The organism is Herbaspirillum sp. NPDC101397, from assembly GCF_044767325.1.
GTDB lineage: Bacteria > Pseudomonadota > Gammaproteobacteria > Burkholderiales > Burkholderiaceae_D > Herbaspirillum.
In genome coordinates this window covers 114,480-132,168 of the sequence record NZ_JBIWNS010000007.1, presented here as the reverse complement: position 1 = coordinate 132,168, position 17,689 = coordinate 114,480, and the positions used below count along the sequence as shown (strand labels likewise).

The 17,689-nt window shown below is 58.9% G+C and carries 9 protein-coding genes and 1 pseudogene; 5 read left to right on the top strand and 5 right to left on the bottom strand.

Annotation, left to right across the window (positions count from 1 at the left end; translation table 11 throughout):
• Positions 1-229 precede the first annotated feature (229 nt).
• On the top strand, positions 230-1,438 hold the full coding sequence (locus ACIROW_RS17925) for an MFS transporter (protein ID WP_402277804.1): 1,209 nt from the start codon (positions 230-232) through the stop codon (positions 1,436-1,438).
• 78 nt (positions 1,439-1,516) lie between these two features.
• Here ACIROW_RS17925 and ACIROW_RS17920 read toward each other — a convergent pair whose 3' ends face one another.
• Positions 1,517-1,861: a DUF1840 domain-containing protein gene (locus tag ACIROW_RS17920; protein ID WP_029363895.1), complete on the bottom strand. Its 345-nt coding sequence runs from the start codon at positions 1,859-1,861 to the stop codon at positions 1,517-1,519.
• Between ACIROW_RS17920 and ACIROW_RS17915 the strand changes: the two genes are divergently transcribed.
• The gene (locus ACIROW_RS17915; RefSeq protein WP_402278054.1) at positions 1,818-1,946 is read left to right on the top strand and encodes a hypothetical protein; all 129 of its coding nucleotides are present in this window, start codon (positions 1,818-1,820) and stop codon (positions 1,944-1,946) included. The genes ACIROW_RS17920 and ACIROW_RS17915 overlap by 44 nt on opposite strands.
• A gap of 82 nt (positions 1,947-2,028) precedes the next feature.
• On the opposite strand, the gene ACIROW_RS17910 is transcribed toward ACIROW_RS17915, so the two are convergent.
• Genes ACIROW_RS17910 through ACIROW_RS17900 form a run of 3 tightly spaced genes read right to left on the bottom strand, consistent with a single transcriptional unit; the run spans position 2,029 to position 4,062 of the window.
• Positions 2,029-2,562: a hypothetical protein gene (locus ACIROW_RS17910; protein WP_402277803.1), complete on the bottom strand. Its 534-nt coding sequence runs from the start codon at positions 2,560-2,562 to the stop codon at positions 2,029-2,031.
• 7 nt (positions 2,563-2,569) lie between these two features.
• The gene (locus tag ACIROW_RS17905; RefSeq protein ID WP_402277802.1) at positions 2,570-3,541 is read right to left on the bottom strand and encodes a DMT family transporter; all 972 of its coding nucleotides are present in this window, start codon (positions 3,539-3,541) and stop codon (positions 2,570-2,572) included.
• A 50-nt stretch (positions 3,542-3,591) separates the two neighbouring features.
• On the bottom strand, positions 3,592-4,062 hold the full coding sequence (locus ACIROW_RS17900; RefSeq protein WP_402277801.1) for a hypothetical protein: 471 nt from the start codon (positions 4,060-4,062) through the stop codon (positions 3,592-3,594).
• A gap of 120 nt (positions 4,063-4,182) precedes the next feature.
• Between ACIROW_RS17900 and ACIROW_RS17895 the strand changes: the two genes are divergently transcribed.
• Positions 4,183-6,201: an OPT family oligopeptide transporter gene (locus ACIROW_RS17895; RefSeq protein WP_402277800.1), complete on the top strand. Its 2,019-nt coding sequence runs from the start codon at positions 4,183-4,185 to the stop codon at positions 6,199-6,201.
• A 12-nt stretch (positions 6,202-6,213) separates the two neighbouring features.
• Here ACIROW_RS17895 and ACIROW_RS17890 read toward each other — a convergent pair.
• Positions 6,214-6,609, bottom strand: a pseudogene (locus ACIROW_RS17890) (ATP-dependent protease); the annotation flags it as partial.
• Between the two features lie 929 nt (positions 6,610-7,538).
• On the opposite strand from ACIROW_RS17890, the gene ACIROW_RS17885 reads away from it, so the two are divergent.
• Together ACIROW_RS17885 and ACIROW_RS17880 are read left to right on the top strand one after the other, a co-directional pair.
• On the top strand, positions 7,539-9,221 hold the full coding sequence (locus tag ACIROW_RS17885) for a ShlB/FhaC/HecB family hemolysin secretion/activation protein (protein ID WP_402278043.1): 1,683 nt from the start codon (positions 7,539-7,541) through the stop codon (positions 9,219-9,221).
• Between the two features lie 9 nt (positions 9,222-9,230).
• Complete coding sequence (locus ACIROW_RS17880; RefSeq protein ID WP_402277799.1) at positions 9,231-17,648, top strand: hemagglutinin repeat-containing protein; 8,418 nt, start codon at positions 9,231-9,233, stop codon at positions 17,646-17,648.
• Positions 17,649-17,689: the final 41 nt, after the last annotated feature.

Below are 17,689 nucleotides of genomic sequence, written 5' to 3'. Positions count from 1 at the left end.
CCATGTTTTAAGACGCGAACTTGACGATGCCCGGGCGCCCATGCGGAGCGTCAGTGTACCAGCCGCGAAGGCGGTGGCGCTATTCCAGAACGTCGACGTGACGAGAAAGTCCGGCCAGGCAGCAAAAAGTCCGCGACAGCAGTCAGACTGGCCCGAAAAGCCGGCCTCGGCAGGATCCGGTCAATTCGGCTACAGTGTGCTCCTCGTTTTCGACCAAAGGCACCGTCTCATGGGCACCGCAGCAGCTTTGCAAAGCAAGCAACAGGATATCGCCGGCTGGATGATCACGCTGCTGGCGGCCGCCTGCGGCATCATCGTCGCCAACCTCTATTACGCCCAGCCGCTGATCGGCCCGATCGCCGTCGCCACCGGCATCTCGCCGGGCGCCGCCGGCCTTATCGTGACCCTGGCGCAGATTGGCTACGGCCTCGGCCTGCTATTCATCGTGCCGGCCGGCGACCTGATCGAGAACCGCAAGATGGTGCTGGTGCTGCTGGCGATCACCTGCGTCGCGCTGGTCGGCGCCGCTTATGCGCAGAGCGCCGCGCAATTCTTCCTGGCCGCGTTCGTGATCGGCGTCAGTTCGGTCGGCGCCCAGGTGCTGGTGCCGTACGCCGCCCACATGTCGCTGCCGGAAACGCGCGGGCGCGCCGTCGGCAATGTCATGAGCGGCTTGCTGATGGGGATTTTGCTGGCGCGGCCCTTGTCGAGCCTGGTGGCGGACCTGCTCGGCTGGCACGCCATCTTCGGCATCTCGGCCGTGGTCACCGCCTTGCTGGCATTGGTGCTGGCGCGCTACCTGCCGGCGCGCCGTCCGCCGGCCGGCATGCACTATTTCGCCCTGCTGGCGTCAATGTGGCATCTGGTGCGGACCACGCCCATCCTGCGCCGCCGCTCGGCGTATCACGCCATGATGTTCGCGGCGTTCAGCCTGTACTGGACCACGTCGCCGTTGTTCCTGGCCGGTCCGACCTTCAACATGTCGCAAAAGGGCATCGCGCTGTTTGCCTTCGCCGGCGTGATCGGCGTGATTGCGGCGCCGATTGCCGGGCGCGTGGCCGACCGCGGCTGGAGCCGTCCGGCCACCTGCGTGGCCATGCTGGCGGTGGCGGCTTCGTTCCTGATGACGCATTTCTGGAACGGCGGACGTGAATCGTCGCTGGCGGTATTGCTGGCATCGGCGATCCTGCTCGACTTCGGCGTCTCGGCCAACCTGGTGCTGAGCCAGCGCGCCATCTACGCGCTCGGCGGCGAAATCCGCAGCCGCCTCAACGGGTTGTTCATGGCGACTTTCTTCGGCGGCGGCGCGCTCGGTTCGGCGCTGGGCGGATGGATTTATGCGCAGGGCGGCTGGAGCGCCACTACCTGGCTGGGTTTTGCGTTCCCCACGCTGGCCTTGCTGTACTACTGCACTGAACTGGGCGCTCCCCGGAAGTAATTCTCTTCAGCCCGCTGAAACGACTGCAGGAGCCATCGGCTCCTGCAGTGTGGTCCTACGGCAATGGGTCTGTCTGACTCAGACGCCCCACAGCACGTCGTAATTTCCCTTCTTCGCTTCACGCAGCATGTCCAGCAGCGGATAGGCGCGCGCCGAAAACGTCACCGGCTCGATCTTTTCATGGCCGTTGTCGTCGCCGTTGGCGTTGTGATGCGCGTGCACATCGCGCTCCAGGGCCTCGGCAGCTTCATGCGACTTGCTGTTGTCGATCTGCTTCTCGATCAGCGCGACCGCGTCGGCGCTTTCGGCTGCGGTGATCACGCCGCGCTTGATGTCCTTGTGCAGCAGGTCGAGGATGGGCTTGGCATGGGATTCATACATGACAACATCTGCAGCCGCTTTTGATTTGAACGTAACCAGCATATTTCCTCAGGGTATTGGTGTTGATGAGAGCGTATCCGCCTGTTTCCTTCCGGATAACGCATTGTTGCTTAACTTTGGTGCTTGACTATTGCCTAATGGTTTACGGCAGACCGACAGAATACCCCGGACGCGCCGCCCTTGTCATCTGCGCCGCCGCCTCAGGCGTGTCAGCTTGGAGCAAACGAGGTGAAAAAGGTTTCGGCGTGTTCAGCTTCGATGGACTTCTCCGGACCAACGATCAGCACCTGGTAGATGCGTTTGTCGCGCGCCAGCAGCCGCGCCATGAGCCGCATCGGCTGGCCGCGCGCCACGCCGGCGGCAACCACGTCGAGCGCGCGGTCGCCGGCGGGTTTGCCGGGAATCGTCGCCGCGGTCGGCGTGCCGCCGATATTGTTGAGCAGCGCGGTGCGCATCGCTTCCAATGCCTTCGGCGTCTGTGCCGCGTCGGCCAGCTCGGCGGCGCCGACCGCGAAGGTGACGCCGTCAATCTCGGCTGCAGTCATGGTCATGGATACCGGCAGGCCGTCCAGGTCGATCTGGCGCGTGAACGAGGCCGGTTTGGCCGGCAACAGAACGGTGAACTGGATCTTTTCGCCGTGCGCTTCGCGCCAGTTGTATTTTGGCGAGCAGGCCGTCAATACGCAGACAAAGACAGCGAGCAGGGCGAGGGAAAAGGCGGAGGATACCTGGCGCATGGTCATGGAAGAATCAGGATGAATGGGAAACCGCAGGCCGGCGCGAAAACGTCCGCACGCCGTAGACCACGCCGATGCACAGCAGCACCGCACCGGCCAACACGCGCAGGTCCGGGGCAGTGCCACGCAGCAGGAAAGCATACAGCAAGGCGGCCAGTGTTTCGAACACGATCAGCTGCGCCACCAGCGCGGTCGGCAGCAGCTGGCTTGCCTTGTTCCACAGCAGCGTACCCAGCCACGACGCCGACAGTCCGATCACCAGCATCATGGCGACGAAGAAGCCCGGGCGGGGGCCCAGCGGGAACGCGTATTCGCTGCCTGCGGCGGCACCGTAAATCCCGAACAGCGCAAAGCCCATCAGCGCCATCGGCAGCGTGGCGAGTCCTTGCGCGGTAGCCCAGGTGACCGAGTTGATGTGGGTGTGGGTGCGCAAGTAGCGTGAATTGACGATCGGATACCAGGTCCAGGCGGCGACGGCGCAGACAGCGATGATGCAGCCCAGCGCATAGTCGGTCGTGGAGCGCGCGTTGCCGATGGTGTTGCGCAGGTGTTCCAGTTCGCTGCTGTTGACCAGCGTCAGGCCCAGGCCCAGGATCACCAGCGACGGCGCCAGCCGGCCCCATGCAACCGATTCCGAGACGTGGCCGGGGCGCCAGTTGGCGCACACCGAAATCACGATCGGCAAGGTGCCGATCAGCATCGTCGGCAACGGCGCATCGGCCAGCTGGATCGCGGTGGCCAGCATGGCGTAGTACAACAGGTTGCCCACCAGGGCGAGCTTGAAAGCGACGGTCCAGTCCTGCCGGCTGAGCAGTCCGATGCGGCGGCGGTCGAACCAGGCCGGCACCAGCGCGATCAGGCCGAAGGCGACATAGCGTCCCAGCGACAAGACGACGCCGGGATAGTCGCCGAGCAGCAGCGGCGTGACGAACACCAGGCCCCACATCAGGCCGGCGCACAGCGCGCAAAGTATTCCAATGAACATGGGTCGGGATCAGGTAAAAGCCCGCAGGCGTAACCCGCAAGTGTCGTCTTTTATTGGCATTCGCGCTGGAATTGTTCTTCCGCTTTGGCGCGCCGGCCGTATTCGATATCGCCGGAAGGACGGCCTCCCAAACTGTTGGAAGACTGTACCTGCAGGCCGGGCATCGGTGACGGCGGCGGCATCGGCGCCGCTCGCCTGCCGTCGCGTCGCGGGCCTTCCGGATAGACGTCGCGCGGCGCTTCGGGCGGGGCATGCCGGGCGCGGTCGATATCGGCACGCAGCTGGCGGCAGCGCGGGCTCAAGGGCGGGGGCGACCCCTTGTCAGCAGGATTTTTACCGCTGTTGCCGAGGTCGAGGTTGAGGCCTTTTTGCACGCCGGGCGGCAAGGGATTCATGGCCTTGTCGATGTCGCGTTCACTGGCGATGCTGTCGGCGGCGTTTGAACTTGCGGCACCGAATGCGGCGCCGCTGGTCAAAGCCAGCAACAGGGAGGCAACGGCAAGGCGGGCGAACTGATTCATGGCGGCGGAATTTTTACGAAGAACCTCATGATAGCAAACGGCGCCGCAGCGGCAGACGGGGAGAAATGACGACAGATCATTCCAACCGACCAACCGCAACTCAAGAAGGAGACATTCCCCATGCCTTATCCCAATCATCCCGCTTCTGCGCAACACAACATGGCGGAATTGACGGTGCGCGGCGTCATTCTCGGCGCGCTCATCACCATCGTGTTTACGGCGTCCAATGTCTATCTCGGGTTGAAGGTCGGTCTGACCTTCTCGTCGGCCATCCCGGCGGCGGTGATTTCAATGGCGGTGCTGCGTCTGTTCGGCTCCGCCAGCATCCTCGAAAACAACATGGTGCAGACCCAGGCCTCGGCGGCCGGCACGCTGTCGGCGGTGATCTTCATCTTGCCCGGGCTGGTGATGATCGGCCACTGGCAGGGTTTCCCCTACTGGCAGACGTTCGGCATCTGTGCAGCCGGCGGCATGCTCGGCGTACTGTTTACGATTCCATTGCGGCGGGTGATGGTGGTGCAGAGTGAACTGCCCTATCCGGAAGGACTGGCGGCTGCTGAGATTCTGCGCGTCGGCAACGCCGACACCGCCGGCGGTGGTGACGATGTGCGCAAGGGGCTCAACGACATTTGGGCCGGCAGCATCGTTTCAGCCGGGGTGGCGCTGGTTACCGGCGGCTTTCGCCTGTTGTCGGAGAGCTTGAATATCTGGGCCGGCGTCGGCAACGCTATATTCCGGCTGCCGTTGGGTTTTTCTCTGGCCCTGCTCGGCGCCGGTTACCTGATCGGCATCGTCGCCGGCGTGGCGGTATTGATCGGCGTGATCATCAGCTGGGCGTTCGCCGTACCGATTCTTAGCATGCTCACGCCCGCGCCGCAGGGCGCCGCCATCGCTACCTACGCCACGGGCTTGTGGAGCAGCCAGGTGCGCTTCATGGGCGCCGGCACCATCGGCGTGGCGGCGGTGTGGACCTTGATCACCTTGTTCCGGCCGATGGTGGCCGGTGTGCGCGAATCGCTGCGCAGCCGCAGCACGCTTGACGACGGCAGCGAGCGGCCGCTGACCGACCGCGATTTGCCGGTGCGCGCGATCGCCCTGATCGGCGTCGGCGTGATGGCGTTGCTGACGCTGATTTTTGCGATGTTCCTGATCGATGCGCCCCTGTCGTTGCCGCTGTTGTGCGGACTGGTGGCCATGAGCCTGGTGTTTTCGTGCGTATTCGGCTTTCTGGTGGCGGCGGCCTGCGGTTACATGGCCGGGCTGGTGGGCTCGTCGAGCAGTCCGATTTCCGGCGTCGGCATCATCGCGATGATTCTGGTGTCGCTGCTGCTGCTGGCCTCGGGCAGCGTCGATCACCTGCTCAATGCGCCCGGTGCCGGCAAGCTGCCGATTGCGCTGGCGATCTTTGTGACTTCGGCCATCATCGCCATCGCGGCCATCGCCAACGACAACCTGCAAGACCTCAAGACCGGCTGGCTGGTGGGCGCGACTCCTTACCGTCAGCAGATCGCACTGCTGATCGGATGCGTAGTCGGCGCTGCGGTGATTTCACCGATTCTTGAGCTGCTTTACAACGCCTATGGTTTCGTCGGCGCGCTGCCGCGACCTGGCATGGATGCTGCGCATGCGCTGGCGGCGCCGCAGGCGACGCTGATGACGGCGATCGCCAACGGCATCTTCACGCATCAGCTGAACTGGACCATGATCCTGATCGGCGTAGCTATCGGTGCAGTGCTGATCGTCATTGATATCGTCCTGGAAAGAGGCGGCAGCAAGGCGCGCGTACCCGCGCTGGCGGTCGGCCTCGGAATTTACCTGCCGCCCTCGGTCGGCATGGCGCTGGTGGCGGGCGCACTGATCGCCTGGGGCTTGCAGCTGCATCTGGCCAAACGCAAGGCGTCCGGCGACAAGGTCGGGGCCGAGCGCATCGAGCGGCGTGGTGTCCTCGTCACCTCCGGGCTGATCGTCGGCGAAAGCCTCATGGGTGTGATCCTGGCGGCCGTGATCGGCGCCACCGGACGTGATGATCCGCTGGCCTTGGTCGGCGCCGGTTTTGCCCCGGCGGCGCAATGGCTGGGATTGGCGGTGTTCGGGCTGGTGATCGCGTGGTTCGTGCGCAGGTTGCTCAAGGCGGCCTGAGAAGGGGGCGCGCTATTGTTCGCGCAGCGCGCGCCGATATTGAATCGCCTCGGCGATATGGGTTTTGCCGATCACCGGTTCGGCAGCCAGGTCGGCTACTGTGCGCGCCACCTTGAGCACGCGATGATAGGCGCGCGCCGACCAGTTCAGGCGCGTCATCGCGGTACGCAGCAAGTCTTCGCCGGCAGCGTCGGGTTTGCAGTGCAGGTCGATTTCGCTGGTCGACAGCAGATGGTTGCTTTTGCGCTGGCGCTGTTGCTGCGCCTCGAAACTGTTTGCCACCCGCGCGGCGATGTGCGCCGACGCTTCGCCTGCGGCTTGCTGCAGCAAATCGTCGTGGGCGATGGCGCCGACCTGGATCTGCATGTCGATGCGGTCCAGCAGCGGACCTGAAATCTTGCCCTGGTAATGGCCATCGTCACAATTAGGCACTTCCCTAAATCATATGGATTCAACCACTTATGGGAATGAACTCTATTTGTCGAGTGATCGTTATCGTCATAGTTACACCCTCAAAAGAACATTGATTGCTGTTGGGAAATTTTTTAGAAGTATATTAAGTGAAGAGAGTTGTTATTTTTCATAGTCAAAATCATCTCAATGAGAGCTCCAACTCAGGTGGTCGCTGGCAACATCACAGTACAGCCGGTGCGTTGAGATTGTCTGCAGGGCAAGACATTCAGGCATAAGCGGCATACGCCAGTTCTGAGGGCCTTCTCACAGCGGCAACGGGACGAAATGTCAATGTCGGAGCGGCGCATCAGGGAACTAGTGTAGATCAGGCGATTTATACGAGATCAAAAGGCTTACTGTCATCGTCGACTAGCCGCGTGATATCAATACGACAAACAGTGTTGGTATTCCCTTCTTGGGGACAGCGTAGAGCTGAGAATCGACAGTAAATAATGAATCATCAAAAAAGACGAGAGACTTTAAGCTGGAGTTTCTTGCGCTTATTCTGGTTTCGATAAGATTGTAAAAACACAAATAATTCGACATTTCCCCCACATCTTCCCCTATCTCTGCACAAGTATTTTATGTGCAGGAAGGAAATCAATTGCCATTGGAAAATGTTTTAGTATATAAATAGGCCTGCAAAGTAACATCTGGTTACCAAAAATTAACAATTGATAATTAACAGGGGTTGGCAGGGCCAAGAATAAAAGCAAGGTATTTAAGGGCTGCTGTAATAAGAAAAAAATGATCGAATACGCATGGCGTAGCGGGGGCCGAGAGTGAAGCCTGATCCCTCGCCTACTACGCAATATCCACGCAATAGCAGTAAAAACTTCAGTTTCAAGCACCCCCTCCGCAGCCTTCTTTTAGCAACATTCGCCTTGGTAGCTTGTCTTGGCGAAACATCCGTAGCACAGACCATCCCCCCAGATCAGGAATTTCAGCGCCAGCAAGAGCGCGAACGTGCTCTTCGTCGTCAGCAAGAACAGCAACCCGATGTGCGTCTACCGCGTAACGACGTTACGAGCCCTTCAGATCGCATTCCTGATAAAGAGACACCTTGTTTCACAATCACACGCATCGTTTTGCGTGGCGATCAAGCAGAAAAATTTTCTTATGTACTCAAGGCTGTCACCAGTGGCAAAGATCGTATTCTTGGCCGTTGCCTCGGTGTCACCGGCATCAATGTTGTGATGGCAAGGGTGCAGAATGAATTGGTTCAGCATGGTTATGTCACCACGCGTGTACTGGCCCCGCCGCAGGACCTGACGACAGGTCAGTTAGTGCTGACACTTGTGCCTGGTCACGTACGCACGATCAGCTTCGCATCAGATGCGAGTGTCAGGGGGACAAAATGGAATGCCATACCGATTCACCCAGGTGACATTTTGAATCTACGGGATATCGAGCAAGGACTGGAAAATTTTAAGCGCGTACCAACAGCCGAAGCCGATATAAAGATCGTGCCTACGACCGGCGATGATGCTCAGCCCGGTGATAGCGATCTGGTTATCCAATATCAGCAAGGTTTTCCTTTCCGTCTTGCCCTGTCGCTCGACGACAGTGGCACAAAGGCTACTGGCAAATATCAGGCTGGCGTCACTGTCTCCTACGACAACTGGTGGACTCTCAACGATCTATTCTACGTCAGTTTCAATCACGATCTTGGTGGCGGGCAATCTGGCGCTCGCGGCACCAGCGGCTACACCGTACATTATTCAGTACCGTTCGGTTACTGGACCCTGGGCTTTACCAGTAGCAGCAGCGACTACCATCAGACTGTCGCCGGCCTGAATCAAAGCTACATGTATAGCGGTAAAAGCGATACGGGCGATATCAAATTGTCGCGCCTGATCTACCGCGATGCCGTGCGTAAAACCACGCTCTCGATTAAAGCCTTCCAAAAGAGCTCCAGCAACTTCGTTGACGATACCGAAGTCGAGGTACAGCGCCGTCGCACCGGTGGCTGGGAATTGGGATTGGCGCATCGAGAATTTGTCGGCGAAACGACATTCGATCTGAATCTCGCTTATCGGCGCGGCACAGGTGCCTTTTCTTCACTGGAAGCACCTGAAGATGCCTTTGGAGAAGGTACCTCTCGCTACAAGATTGCTACAGCTGATGTGAACCTTGCCGTGCCATTCAATCTGTCCCTGCCTTGGGGAAAACAAAGCCTGCGTTACAACTTATCCGGGCGGGGCCAATGGAACGGCACGCGACTCACTGCACAGGAACGGTTTTCTATAGGCGGACGCTATACCGTGCGTGGCTTCGATGGCGAAATGACGCTGCTGTCAGAACGTGGCTGGTTTGTCCGTAACGACGTTGGCGTTGCGCTCGGCAGCAGCGGACAGGAAGCCTATCTTGGTGCCGACTACGGAGAAGTCGCCGGACCATCGGCAGCGCTGCTTGTCGGAACCCGCCTAGCCGGTGCCGTTATTGGCTTACGCGGAAACATCAAGAATGTTTCTTATGACGTCTTTGCCGGTGCACCGATTTCCAAACCGCAAGGACTACAAACCTCCCGCCTCACCGCTGGTTTTACTCTGAACTGGTCTTACTGACCTACGCATATGAATAAATTCCTGTATCGCGTCATCTTCAATTTTTCCTGCGGCCAACTGATGGTCGTTGCCGAGAATACCTCCCGTCAAAGTGGTAGCGGCGATGCAGCCGACGCTTCATCTCCATCAGCGGCATTGCGCTTTCCCATGGCGCGACTAACAGGAATTGCTTTTGCTGCTTTGATCATGGTTGGTGCCGTGATGAACATGCTGCCCGTAGCACAAGCGCAGATCGTTGCTGATCCTAATGCTCCAAGAGCGCAACAGCCGGTCATCGTCAATACCGCCAACGGTCTACCGCAGGTCAACATCCAGACTCCCAGCGCAGCCGGCGTTTCACGCAATACTTACACGCAATTCGATGTACAGAAGCAGGGGGCGATTCTCAATAATTCGCGTGTCGATGTGCAGACGCAGTTGGGCGGTTGGGTGCAGCGCAATCCCAATCTGGCCAACGGCACGGCGCGCGTGATTCTCAACGAGGTCAATTCCAGCAATCCAAGTTACCTGCGCGGGTTTGTCGAAGTCGCCGGCGATCGTGCGCAAGTCATTGTCGCCAATCCGTCGGGCGTGACGTGTGACGGCTGCGGTTTCATCAATGCCAATCGCACCACGTTGACCACCGGCACGGCGATCATGAACGGGGGTAGTCTCGACGGCTATCTGGTGCGCGGCGGCAGTGTGATCGTTCAAGGCGCGGGTCTTGACGCTAGCCAATCCGACTATACGGACATCATCGCGCGCGCCGTGCAGATCAACGCCGGGATCTGGAGCAAAGAGCTGCGCGTGACGGTGGGCGCCAACCAGGTCAATGCGGACAACACACAGGCTGTGCGCGTCAGTCCGGCCGCCACAGAAGCTGCCCCGCTATTTGGCGTCGACGTTGCACAACTCGGCGGCATGTATGCCAATAAAATCATCCTCGTCGGCAACGAAGCCGGCGTCGGCATGCGCAACGCCGGGAAGATCGGCGCCGCCGCCGGAGAAGTCATCATCACGGCTGACGGCCGGATCGAGAACAGCGGCGTCATCACTGCGCAAGACAAGCTGCAACTGAACGCGGGATCGCTCGGCAACAGCGGCAACGGTGTCATTAACAGCAAGACCGACGTCAGCGTCACATTGCAGGGAGACTTTCAGCAAACGGCCAATGCGTCACTCTCGGCAGATCGCGATCTGAGCCTGCGCGCTACGGGATCGCTGACCAACGCCGGCAAGCTCGGCGCTGCGGGAGCGCTCACGCTCTCTAGCAATCAGATGGACAATCAGGCCGGAGCGGCGATCAAGGCGCAGGACATCGGTCTGCAGGCAAGCGCGAGCCTGCGCAACGCCGGCGAAGTCAGCGCAACGAATCTGCTCGATGTGAGCGCCGACAGTCTCGACAATACCGGTACCCTGATTGGCGGCGACCTGAACGCACGCACGCAGGCGCTCAACAATACCGGACCCGGCGCCCTGCTCGGCGCGGCGCGCAGCTTCAGGTTTGCGGCCGCACAAATGAACAATCAGGCCGGGGCAACGATCCGGGCACGCGACATCAACCTCAAGGCATCGGTGAACCTGCGCAATGCCGGCGAAATCAATGCCAACAATCTGCTCGACATCACCGCAGGCATCTTCGACAACAGCGGCATCGCGATCGGCACCGATCTGATCGCGCGCGCGCAGACGCTCAACAACAGCGGGTCGAATGCCTTGCTGGGATCCGGCAACAGCATGTCGCTGTGGATCGGCAACACGCTCAACAACACCGGGAACGCGGCGATCTACAGTGTCGGCGACATGGCGATTGCAGCAGATGGTGTGCGCGACACCAACGGCCTGGTCAATCGCACGACGCAGATCAACAACGAAGATTCGACCATCGAAGCAGGCAACAATCTGGAGATCGCTGCGGTCGGCATCAAGAACAGCCGCAGCGGAGTCGCGGTGACAGGCGTGACAACAGTGGACGAGACGCGCTACATGGCCATGCCATCCTGGTGGCACAACGGACACAACAACGGTTACTACGATGCCGGCTCCTCCAACTACGTGCCGCATGAGTTCTACTACGTCAATCCGGCGGACATCCTGGAGATCGGCCAGTTTGTTACCCCGGACGGCAACACCATCGGCAGAGCCGTCATCAGGACGCACGCCAACGACTCCGCCTTCTATCAGGATTCCTCCGGCGCCTGGGGCGAGTATGGCGTGGTGCGGCGCGTCGGCACCAGCGACGGCACCCGGGTTCTCTACTTCACGTCGCGCGCGGACGGCATAGGCAATCCGGACAAGGTCGCCGGCGGCGACGACCTCTCCAATATCGGCAGGCCGATCAACTGGGGCGAGTTGCCGACCTATTCCAATCAATACGGATCCTGTACGACAAACTGCGTGCGATTCATGACGCAGCCCGGCTACGACGATCCCAACAGCATCATCGTCCGCGACACGCAACGTCAGCTCGCACCTGAGCATGATGCGCTGGAAACCGGGCGCAATGCGCACCACGTGGCCGTCGAAGACAGACTGGCCGCCGGTGCCGGCAAGGCCGCCGAGATTCGTGCGGGCGGCGATATGCGCATTGCAATCAGCCAGACTCTCTCGAACGAATACAGCAACATCGTCGCCAACGGAAAGTTGTTCCTCGACGGCAGCGGCGCCAATGTCGCCAATCTCGGGCAAACCTTGTATCGTACGCATAGTTTCGACGGCACCTGGTACACCACCGGCGGCGCTTCCGTGCACTACGACATGCCCAGCATTTCCGAAGTCATCGGCACTACCAAAGGCGCCATCGTCGGAACGCAGGGTCTGACGATCGTGGCGCGCAATTTCACCAACACTGACGCCGCCGCCGGCGGCGCCGCCAATATCCGCGACAGCGTCACGCTGACCACCGGCAGCGGGCAGGCCATGGACACCGTGATCGGGAATGCAGTGACCAGGCCTGGAGGGAATCCCGTCCCCGTGACGATAGGCGGATTGTTCCAGCAAGTGGGCAGCGGCAACTACCTGATCGAAACACGCTCGCAGTTTGCCAATCAGCGCAACTGGCTCAGCAGCGACTACCTGCTCAGCGCCATGAACGTCGATCCGGCGACGACGCAAAAGCGCCTGGGCGACGGCTTCTATGAGCAACGCCTGGTGCGCGAACAGATGGCGCAACTTACCGGACGGGTGAGCGGCGTCGCCAATGACGACAGCCAGTATCAGCAACTGCTCAACAGCGCAGTCAGCTACGCCCAGACGTGGAATCTGCGCCCCGGCGTGGCGTTGACTGCGGACCAGATCAGCCATCTGACCAGCGATATCGTCTGGCTCGAAAGCCAGACGGTCAGTCTTCCCGACGGTACGACGCAGGACGTACTGGTGCCCAAAGTCTATCTCGCCCATGTCGACGCCGACGCACTCAAGAGCAGCGGCGCCCTGGTGTCTGGAAGCAGTGTCACCATTCAGGCGGACAACATCACCAACAAGGGCGGGCTGATCGATGGTCGCAGCGCCAATGGCAGCGGCCGGACGATTCTGGTTGCCTCCAATGACCTCAGCAATCTCGGAGGCGGCATTCGGGGCGACGAAATCGCCCTGAGTGCCGGCGGCGACATCAGGAACGAAACATTGACCGTGACTGAGCGTTATTCAAATGCGCAAAACAACGGTACGTTCACTTCGCTGTCCAATCAGGCGACCATCGCCGCCGGCAGTAAGCTGACGATCAATGCCGGGCGAGACGTCACCGACGTGGGCGGCATCATTGCAGCAGGCGCCGGTGCGGCGCAAGGCACCGGCACGGTGAGCATCACCGCGGGACGTGACATCGCCCTGACAACAGCCAAGACCGGCAGTACCTATAACGCCGAGGTCGATGGCTACGTCACGCATAGCGGCGTCATCACCAATCAGGGATCGCAACTCAGTTCCGGCAGCGACATGTCGTTGGCGGCACAGCGCGATATCGCGCTGACCGGCGCGAACGTCAACATTGGCGCCAACGGCAGCGGCAACGGGACGGTGCTGGCGGGCAGAGATGTGATGGTTGCGGCTGCGCTGAATGAATCCATCCTGGATCAGCACAAGAACGAGAGCCGTTCCAACATGCAGGCGAATAGCCAAAGCCAGAGCGTGGTCGGCTCGACGATCGGGGCCACGGACGGGCTGTCAATCAGCGCCGGCGCGCTGGAAAAGGCGTCGCTCACCATCATCGGCAGCAGTGTTGCCGCGGGCAAGAACCTCGGCATGTCGGCCAGCGGGGATGTCAATATTCTGGCGGCTCAGGAAGGCAGCAGTACAAGTATTTACTCGCACAGCTCGTCGAGCGGATTCTTTTTCAGTCGCAGCAATACCGATTTTGAAAGCCGGTCGCAGACCAATTCCGTGGGCAGCTACATCAGTGGCGACAAGGTCAACATCACTTCCGGGAATGACATCGGCATGCAAGGCAGCTCCGTGGTCTCGGTCAGCGGAACCAGCCTCGACGCCACAAATAACATTTTCTTGTCCGCAGCCACCAATACATTCGCCGAGAGCAGCATGCATGAACAGAAGCGCTCCGGCATCTTTGGCGGCGGTGGTTTTGGCATCCAGATCGGCAGTAGCTCACGAAAGGAGAGCTATGACGGTGTCTCGGTAACGGAAAGTCAGAGTCGTAGCGCGCTGGGTGCCATCAACGGCAATGTCAGCATTACTGCCGGCAAGGACGTGAGCATCCGCGGCAGCGATGTGATCGCAGGAAAGGCTGCTGACGGCACCGGCGGCGACATCAGCGTGACGGCGCAAAACATCAGCATCGACCCCGCGCGCGACAGCGCCGACAGTAAACAAGCAATGGAAGCCCGACAAAGCGGGATTGGCATAAGACTAGTCGGGACGCCGTATGACACGGTTAAAAATATCAATGCGGTCGCCGGCGGCAATGGCAGCCAGGCGCAGAAGGGCAAGGGCATTCTGGATGAACTAGGGGCTTCCGCCTTGAGCGTGCCACAGCTTGCCGTTTCCATCGGTAGCAGTTCAAGCAATTTCCAGTCGACCATCAGCAGTCTGGCCAATCAGGGGAGTAATTTCACCGCTGCCGGAGATCTGAAATTGACGGCAACCGGTTCAGGCGTTGTGGACGCCAACGGAAAGGCCGTGGACGGCAACATCAACGTCAGCGGCAGCAATCTGTCCGCAGGTGGCGCCGCGATCCTGAACGCCATGCGTGATATCAATATTCTAGCGGCGACCAACCAGATACAGCAGAACAATTCCGCATCAAGCAGCAGCAACGGTATCAATTTTGCGGCTCCGGACTGGGGCACCTTGATCCGCAGTCTGACCGGCGGCCCCAATCAGGGCGGAACCACTCTTTCCCCGGTCTCTTTCTCGCACAGCACCGATAACGGCACGAGCACGATCAATACCCAGGTCGGCAGCAATATCAACGCCGATCGTGTTGTCATTAATAGCCGGACCGGCGACATCAATGTCGGCGGCTCAAGCGTTTACGGTAACAACGACGTCACCTTGCTCGCACAGCAGGGCCGAATCAATGTGAATTCCGGAGAAAATACCAGTGATCAGCATGAAGATCACAACAGCACCGCTTTTGGCAACCTGGGCAGTAGCAACAACGGCACCGCCACCAGCGTGGGATATCGCACCACCAGCGATACGATCGATAGCAATCAGCAACTGCAAAATCCTATCCGCAGTCAGATCAGCAGCGGGAACGGCAACCTGACGCTCGACGCCAAACAGGATATTTCCGTCCAGGGCAGCGACTTGTCCGCCGGCAATGACATCACCCTGATCGGCCAGAACGTGAATTTGGATGCCGGCACCGATGCCAGCCAGCAAAGGGAAACACACAACAGCAACCAGATAGGCGTCACGATGAGTGTCGGGGGCATTGCCGGTCAAATTACGCAAGCTGCCAACGCAGCGTTGGCGGCGCAGGCCAAAGGCGATAACCGATTGGCGGCACTATACGGTGCTCAGGCCGGCGTCATTGCCGCGACCGCCGCCAAAGGCATCACGACTGACGGGACCAGTACGCCTCAGCTGATCAAGGTGACAGTCGCGTTGGGGAGTAGCAGTAGCGAAAGCCAAAGCAGCAGCCAGGCGACGCAACAACGTGGCAGCACTCTTGCGGCAGGCAACAGCATGACGATTGTCGCTACCGGCAATGGCCAGACCGATGCACAAGGAAAGGCGGTGGATGGCGATATCAACATGGTCGGGACGCAAGTCAGCGGGAAAGATGTCAACCTGGTGGCGGCACGCGATATCAACGCCATCAGCGCGACCGACACGACAAACAATCGCAGCAGCAGCAATTCCAGTGGCGTCTCGATCGGCGTGGGCGTTGCCTTTGGTGGTGACCAGAACGGTATCACCCTGGAGCTTGGCGCTACTAAAGCGAATGCCATTGCCAACGGCGAATCGACGGTCAATCACAATACGCACATCACCGCCAGTGACACGCTCTCGATCACCACAGGACGAGACGCCAATCTGGCAGGCGCGCAATTGCGCGGCGATACGGTCACTGCGGATGTCGGACGCAATCTGAATATCGTCAGCCAACAGGACAGCGACACTTATCACAGCCAACAAAACAGCGAAGGCATTGGTGTGAGTTTGTGTATTCCTCCGTTCTGCCTCGGCAATACGGTATCCGCCAGCGGCAGTGCGGAGAGCGGCAACATCGACAGCACTTACAAGAGCGTCAATGAACAAAGCGGTATCTATGCCGGAAACGGCGGCTACAACATACACGTCAATGACAACACGGACCTGAAGGGCAGCGTCATAGCCAGCTCGGCAACGGCAGACAAAAATACACTGACCACGGGAACGCTGACGACCAGTGACATTGAGAACAAAGCCGAGTACAGCGCAAGCAATGGAGGCGCGTCGCTGAGTCTGACGACGGGCAAGGTAGGTGTGGCGCAGAACGTGCTGAACAATGTCGTGTCGAATGCGGCCACCAATAGCCAGAACCCGCAGGAGGGCAATGCCGAGAGCACGACGAAGAGCGCCATCAGCAATGGATCGATCGTGATTACGGACACGACAGCTCAACAGCAGAAGACAGGGCAAACTGCGGATCAGACCATTGCCGGCATCAACCACGATACCGCCAACGCCAGTGCGCCGATTGGCAAGATATTCGACCTGCAAAAGATTCAACGGGATCAGGAAGTCGCCAAGGCGACGAGCCAGTTGGCGCAACAGATTGCGCCGCTGCTGTATGAAAAAGTGGGAGATTGGTTGCAGACGAATGACGCCGATACTTCGACTAAAGTGGCTGTGCACGCATTGATAGGTGGCTTGATGACCAAGGCCATGGGAGGGGAGTTCGGTACTGGTGCAGCAGGTGCCGCGGCGGCTGAATTGGCAGTGCAAATGTTCGGTAAAGATATTTTGGGAATGGAAGACATAAGTCCCGAAGACAAAGCTGCATTGGTGCAATTACTAGGGCTGGTTGTCGCCAAGGCGACTACGCAACTTGCAGGTGGGACAGCAACAGACGGCAATGCTGCGGGGCTGACTGCAAAACTTTCAACAGAATTTAACTACCTGAGGCATCAGGAACGTAAGGATCTGAACAAAGCAAAGAGCGATTGTTATGCCAAGCGCGATAAAGACAGCTGTGGGACTGCAGCAGCGTTGCAGAAAAAAGATGAAGCATCTAATCGAGCTTTGGAGCAATCGATTGCTGCTTGCGAAGGAGAGGCCTGTAATAAAGTCGCCCAATTTATTAAAGATGAGATGGCCAAGTTGGGCTGTGCGATTCCCAATCTTTGTTCTGACAATGACACGCTCCAAGCTTATTGGGAGGCCGCGCAAGCCAAGGCTCAGGGACTAAGTCCTGTCTATGTAGAGGCTTGGCTGCTAGATGCTAAAGCTGCGTATGACGTGAGTAAAATTGCATTTAACGTCGTGAGAGCATTGGGTCCAGGAGCCACAGAGTTAGCGATTGCAGAAGCTATCGTTAAGGCGACAACTGACGCTGCTAAGAGTAATAATTTCTACCGGGATGGGGTAGAGCTTCCACAGGCGCTGAAGGCTTCTACCGGAAAAGCAATCCAAGCCAATCCGGATAAAACAACGACGGTTTTAGGTACCTGGATTGATGACACCAATAGTATTATTAACCAGCAAATTGGAATTCCAAAAAATATGGGATACCTTGATCCCAAAGTTGGAGGTTTTAATTTGTTAAACACACCAGATGAGTTATATAACGCGTTGCGCCCAACTCAATTTTGGGAGCAGGTAAATCGTCCATTTTTAGATGCTGCGATCCGCCGAGGCGATGATATCGTCTTGGCAACAAATCCAACGAGCTATGTGTTAGTTAAAAACGGCGTTCAAACGGGTTTTGGTAAAGAGTACCAATATCTACTGGCAAATGGCTATCGCTACGATGCCGCAACGGGCTACATGATTAAGAAATAAGGTGAAATTAAATTGAGTAATAGCGAATTGGATTCCGAAAT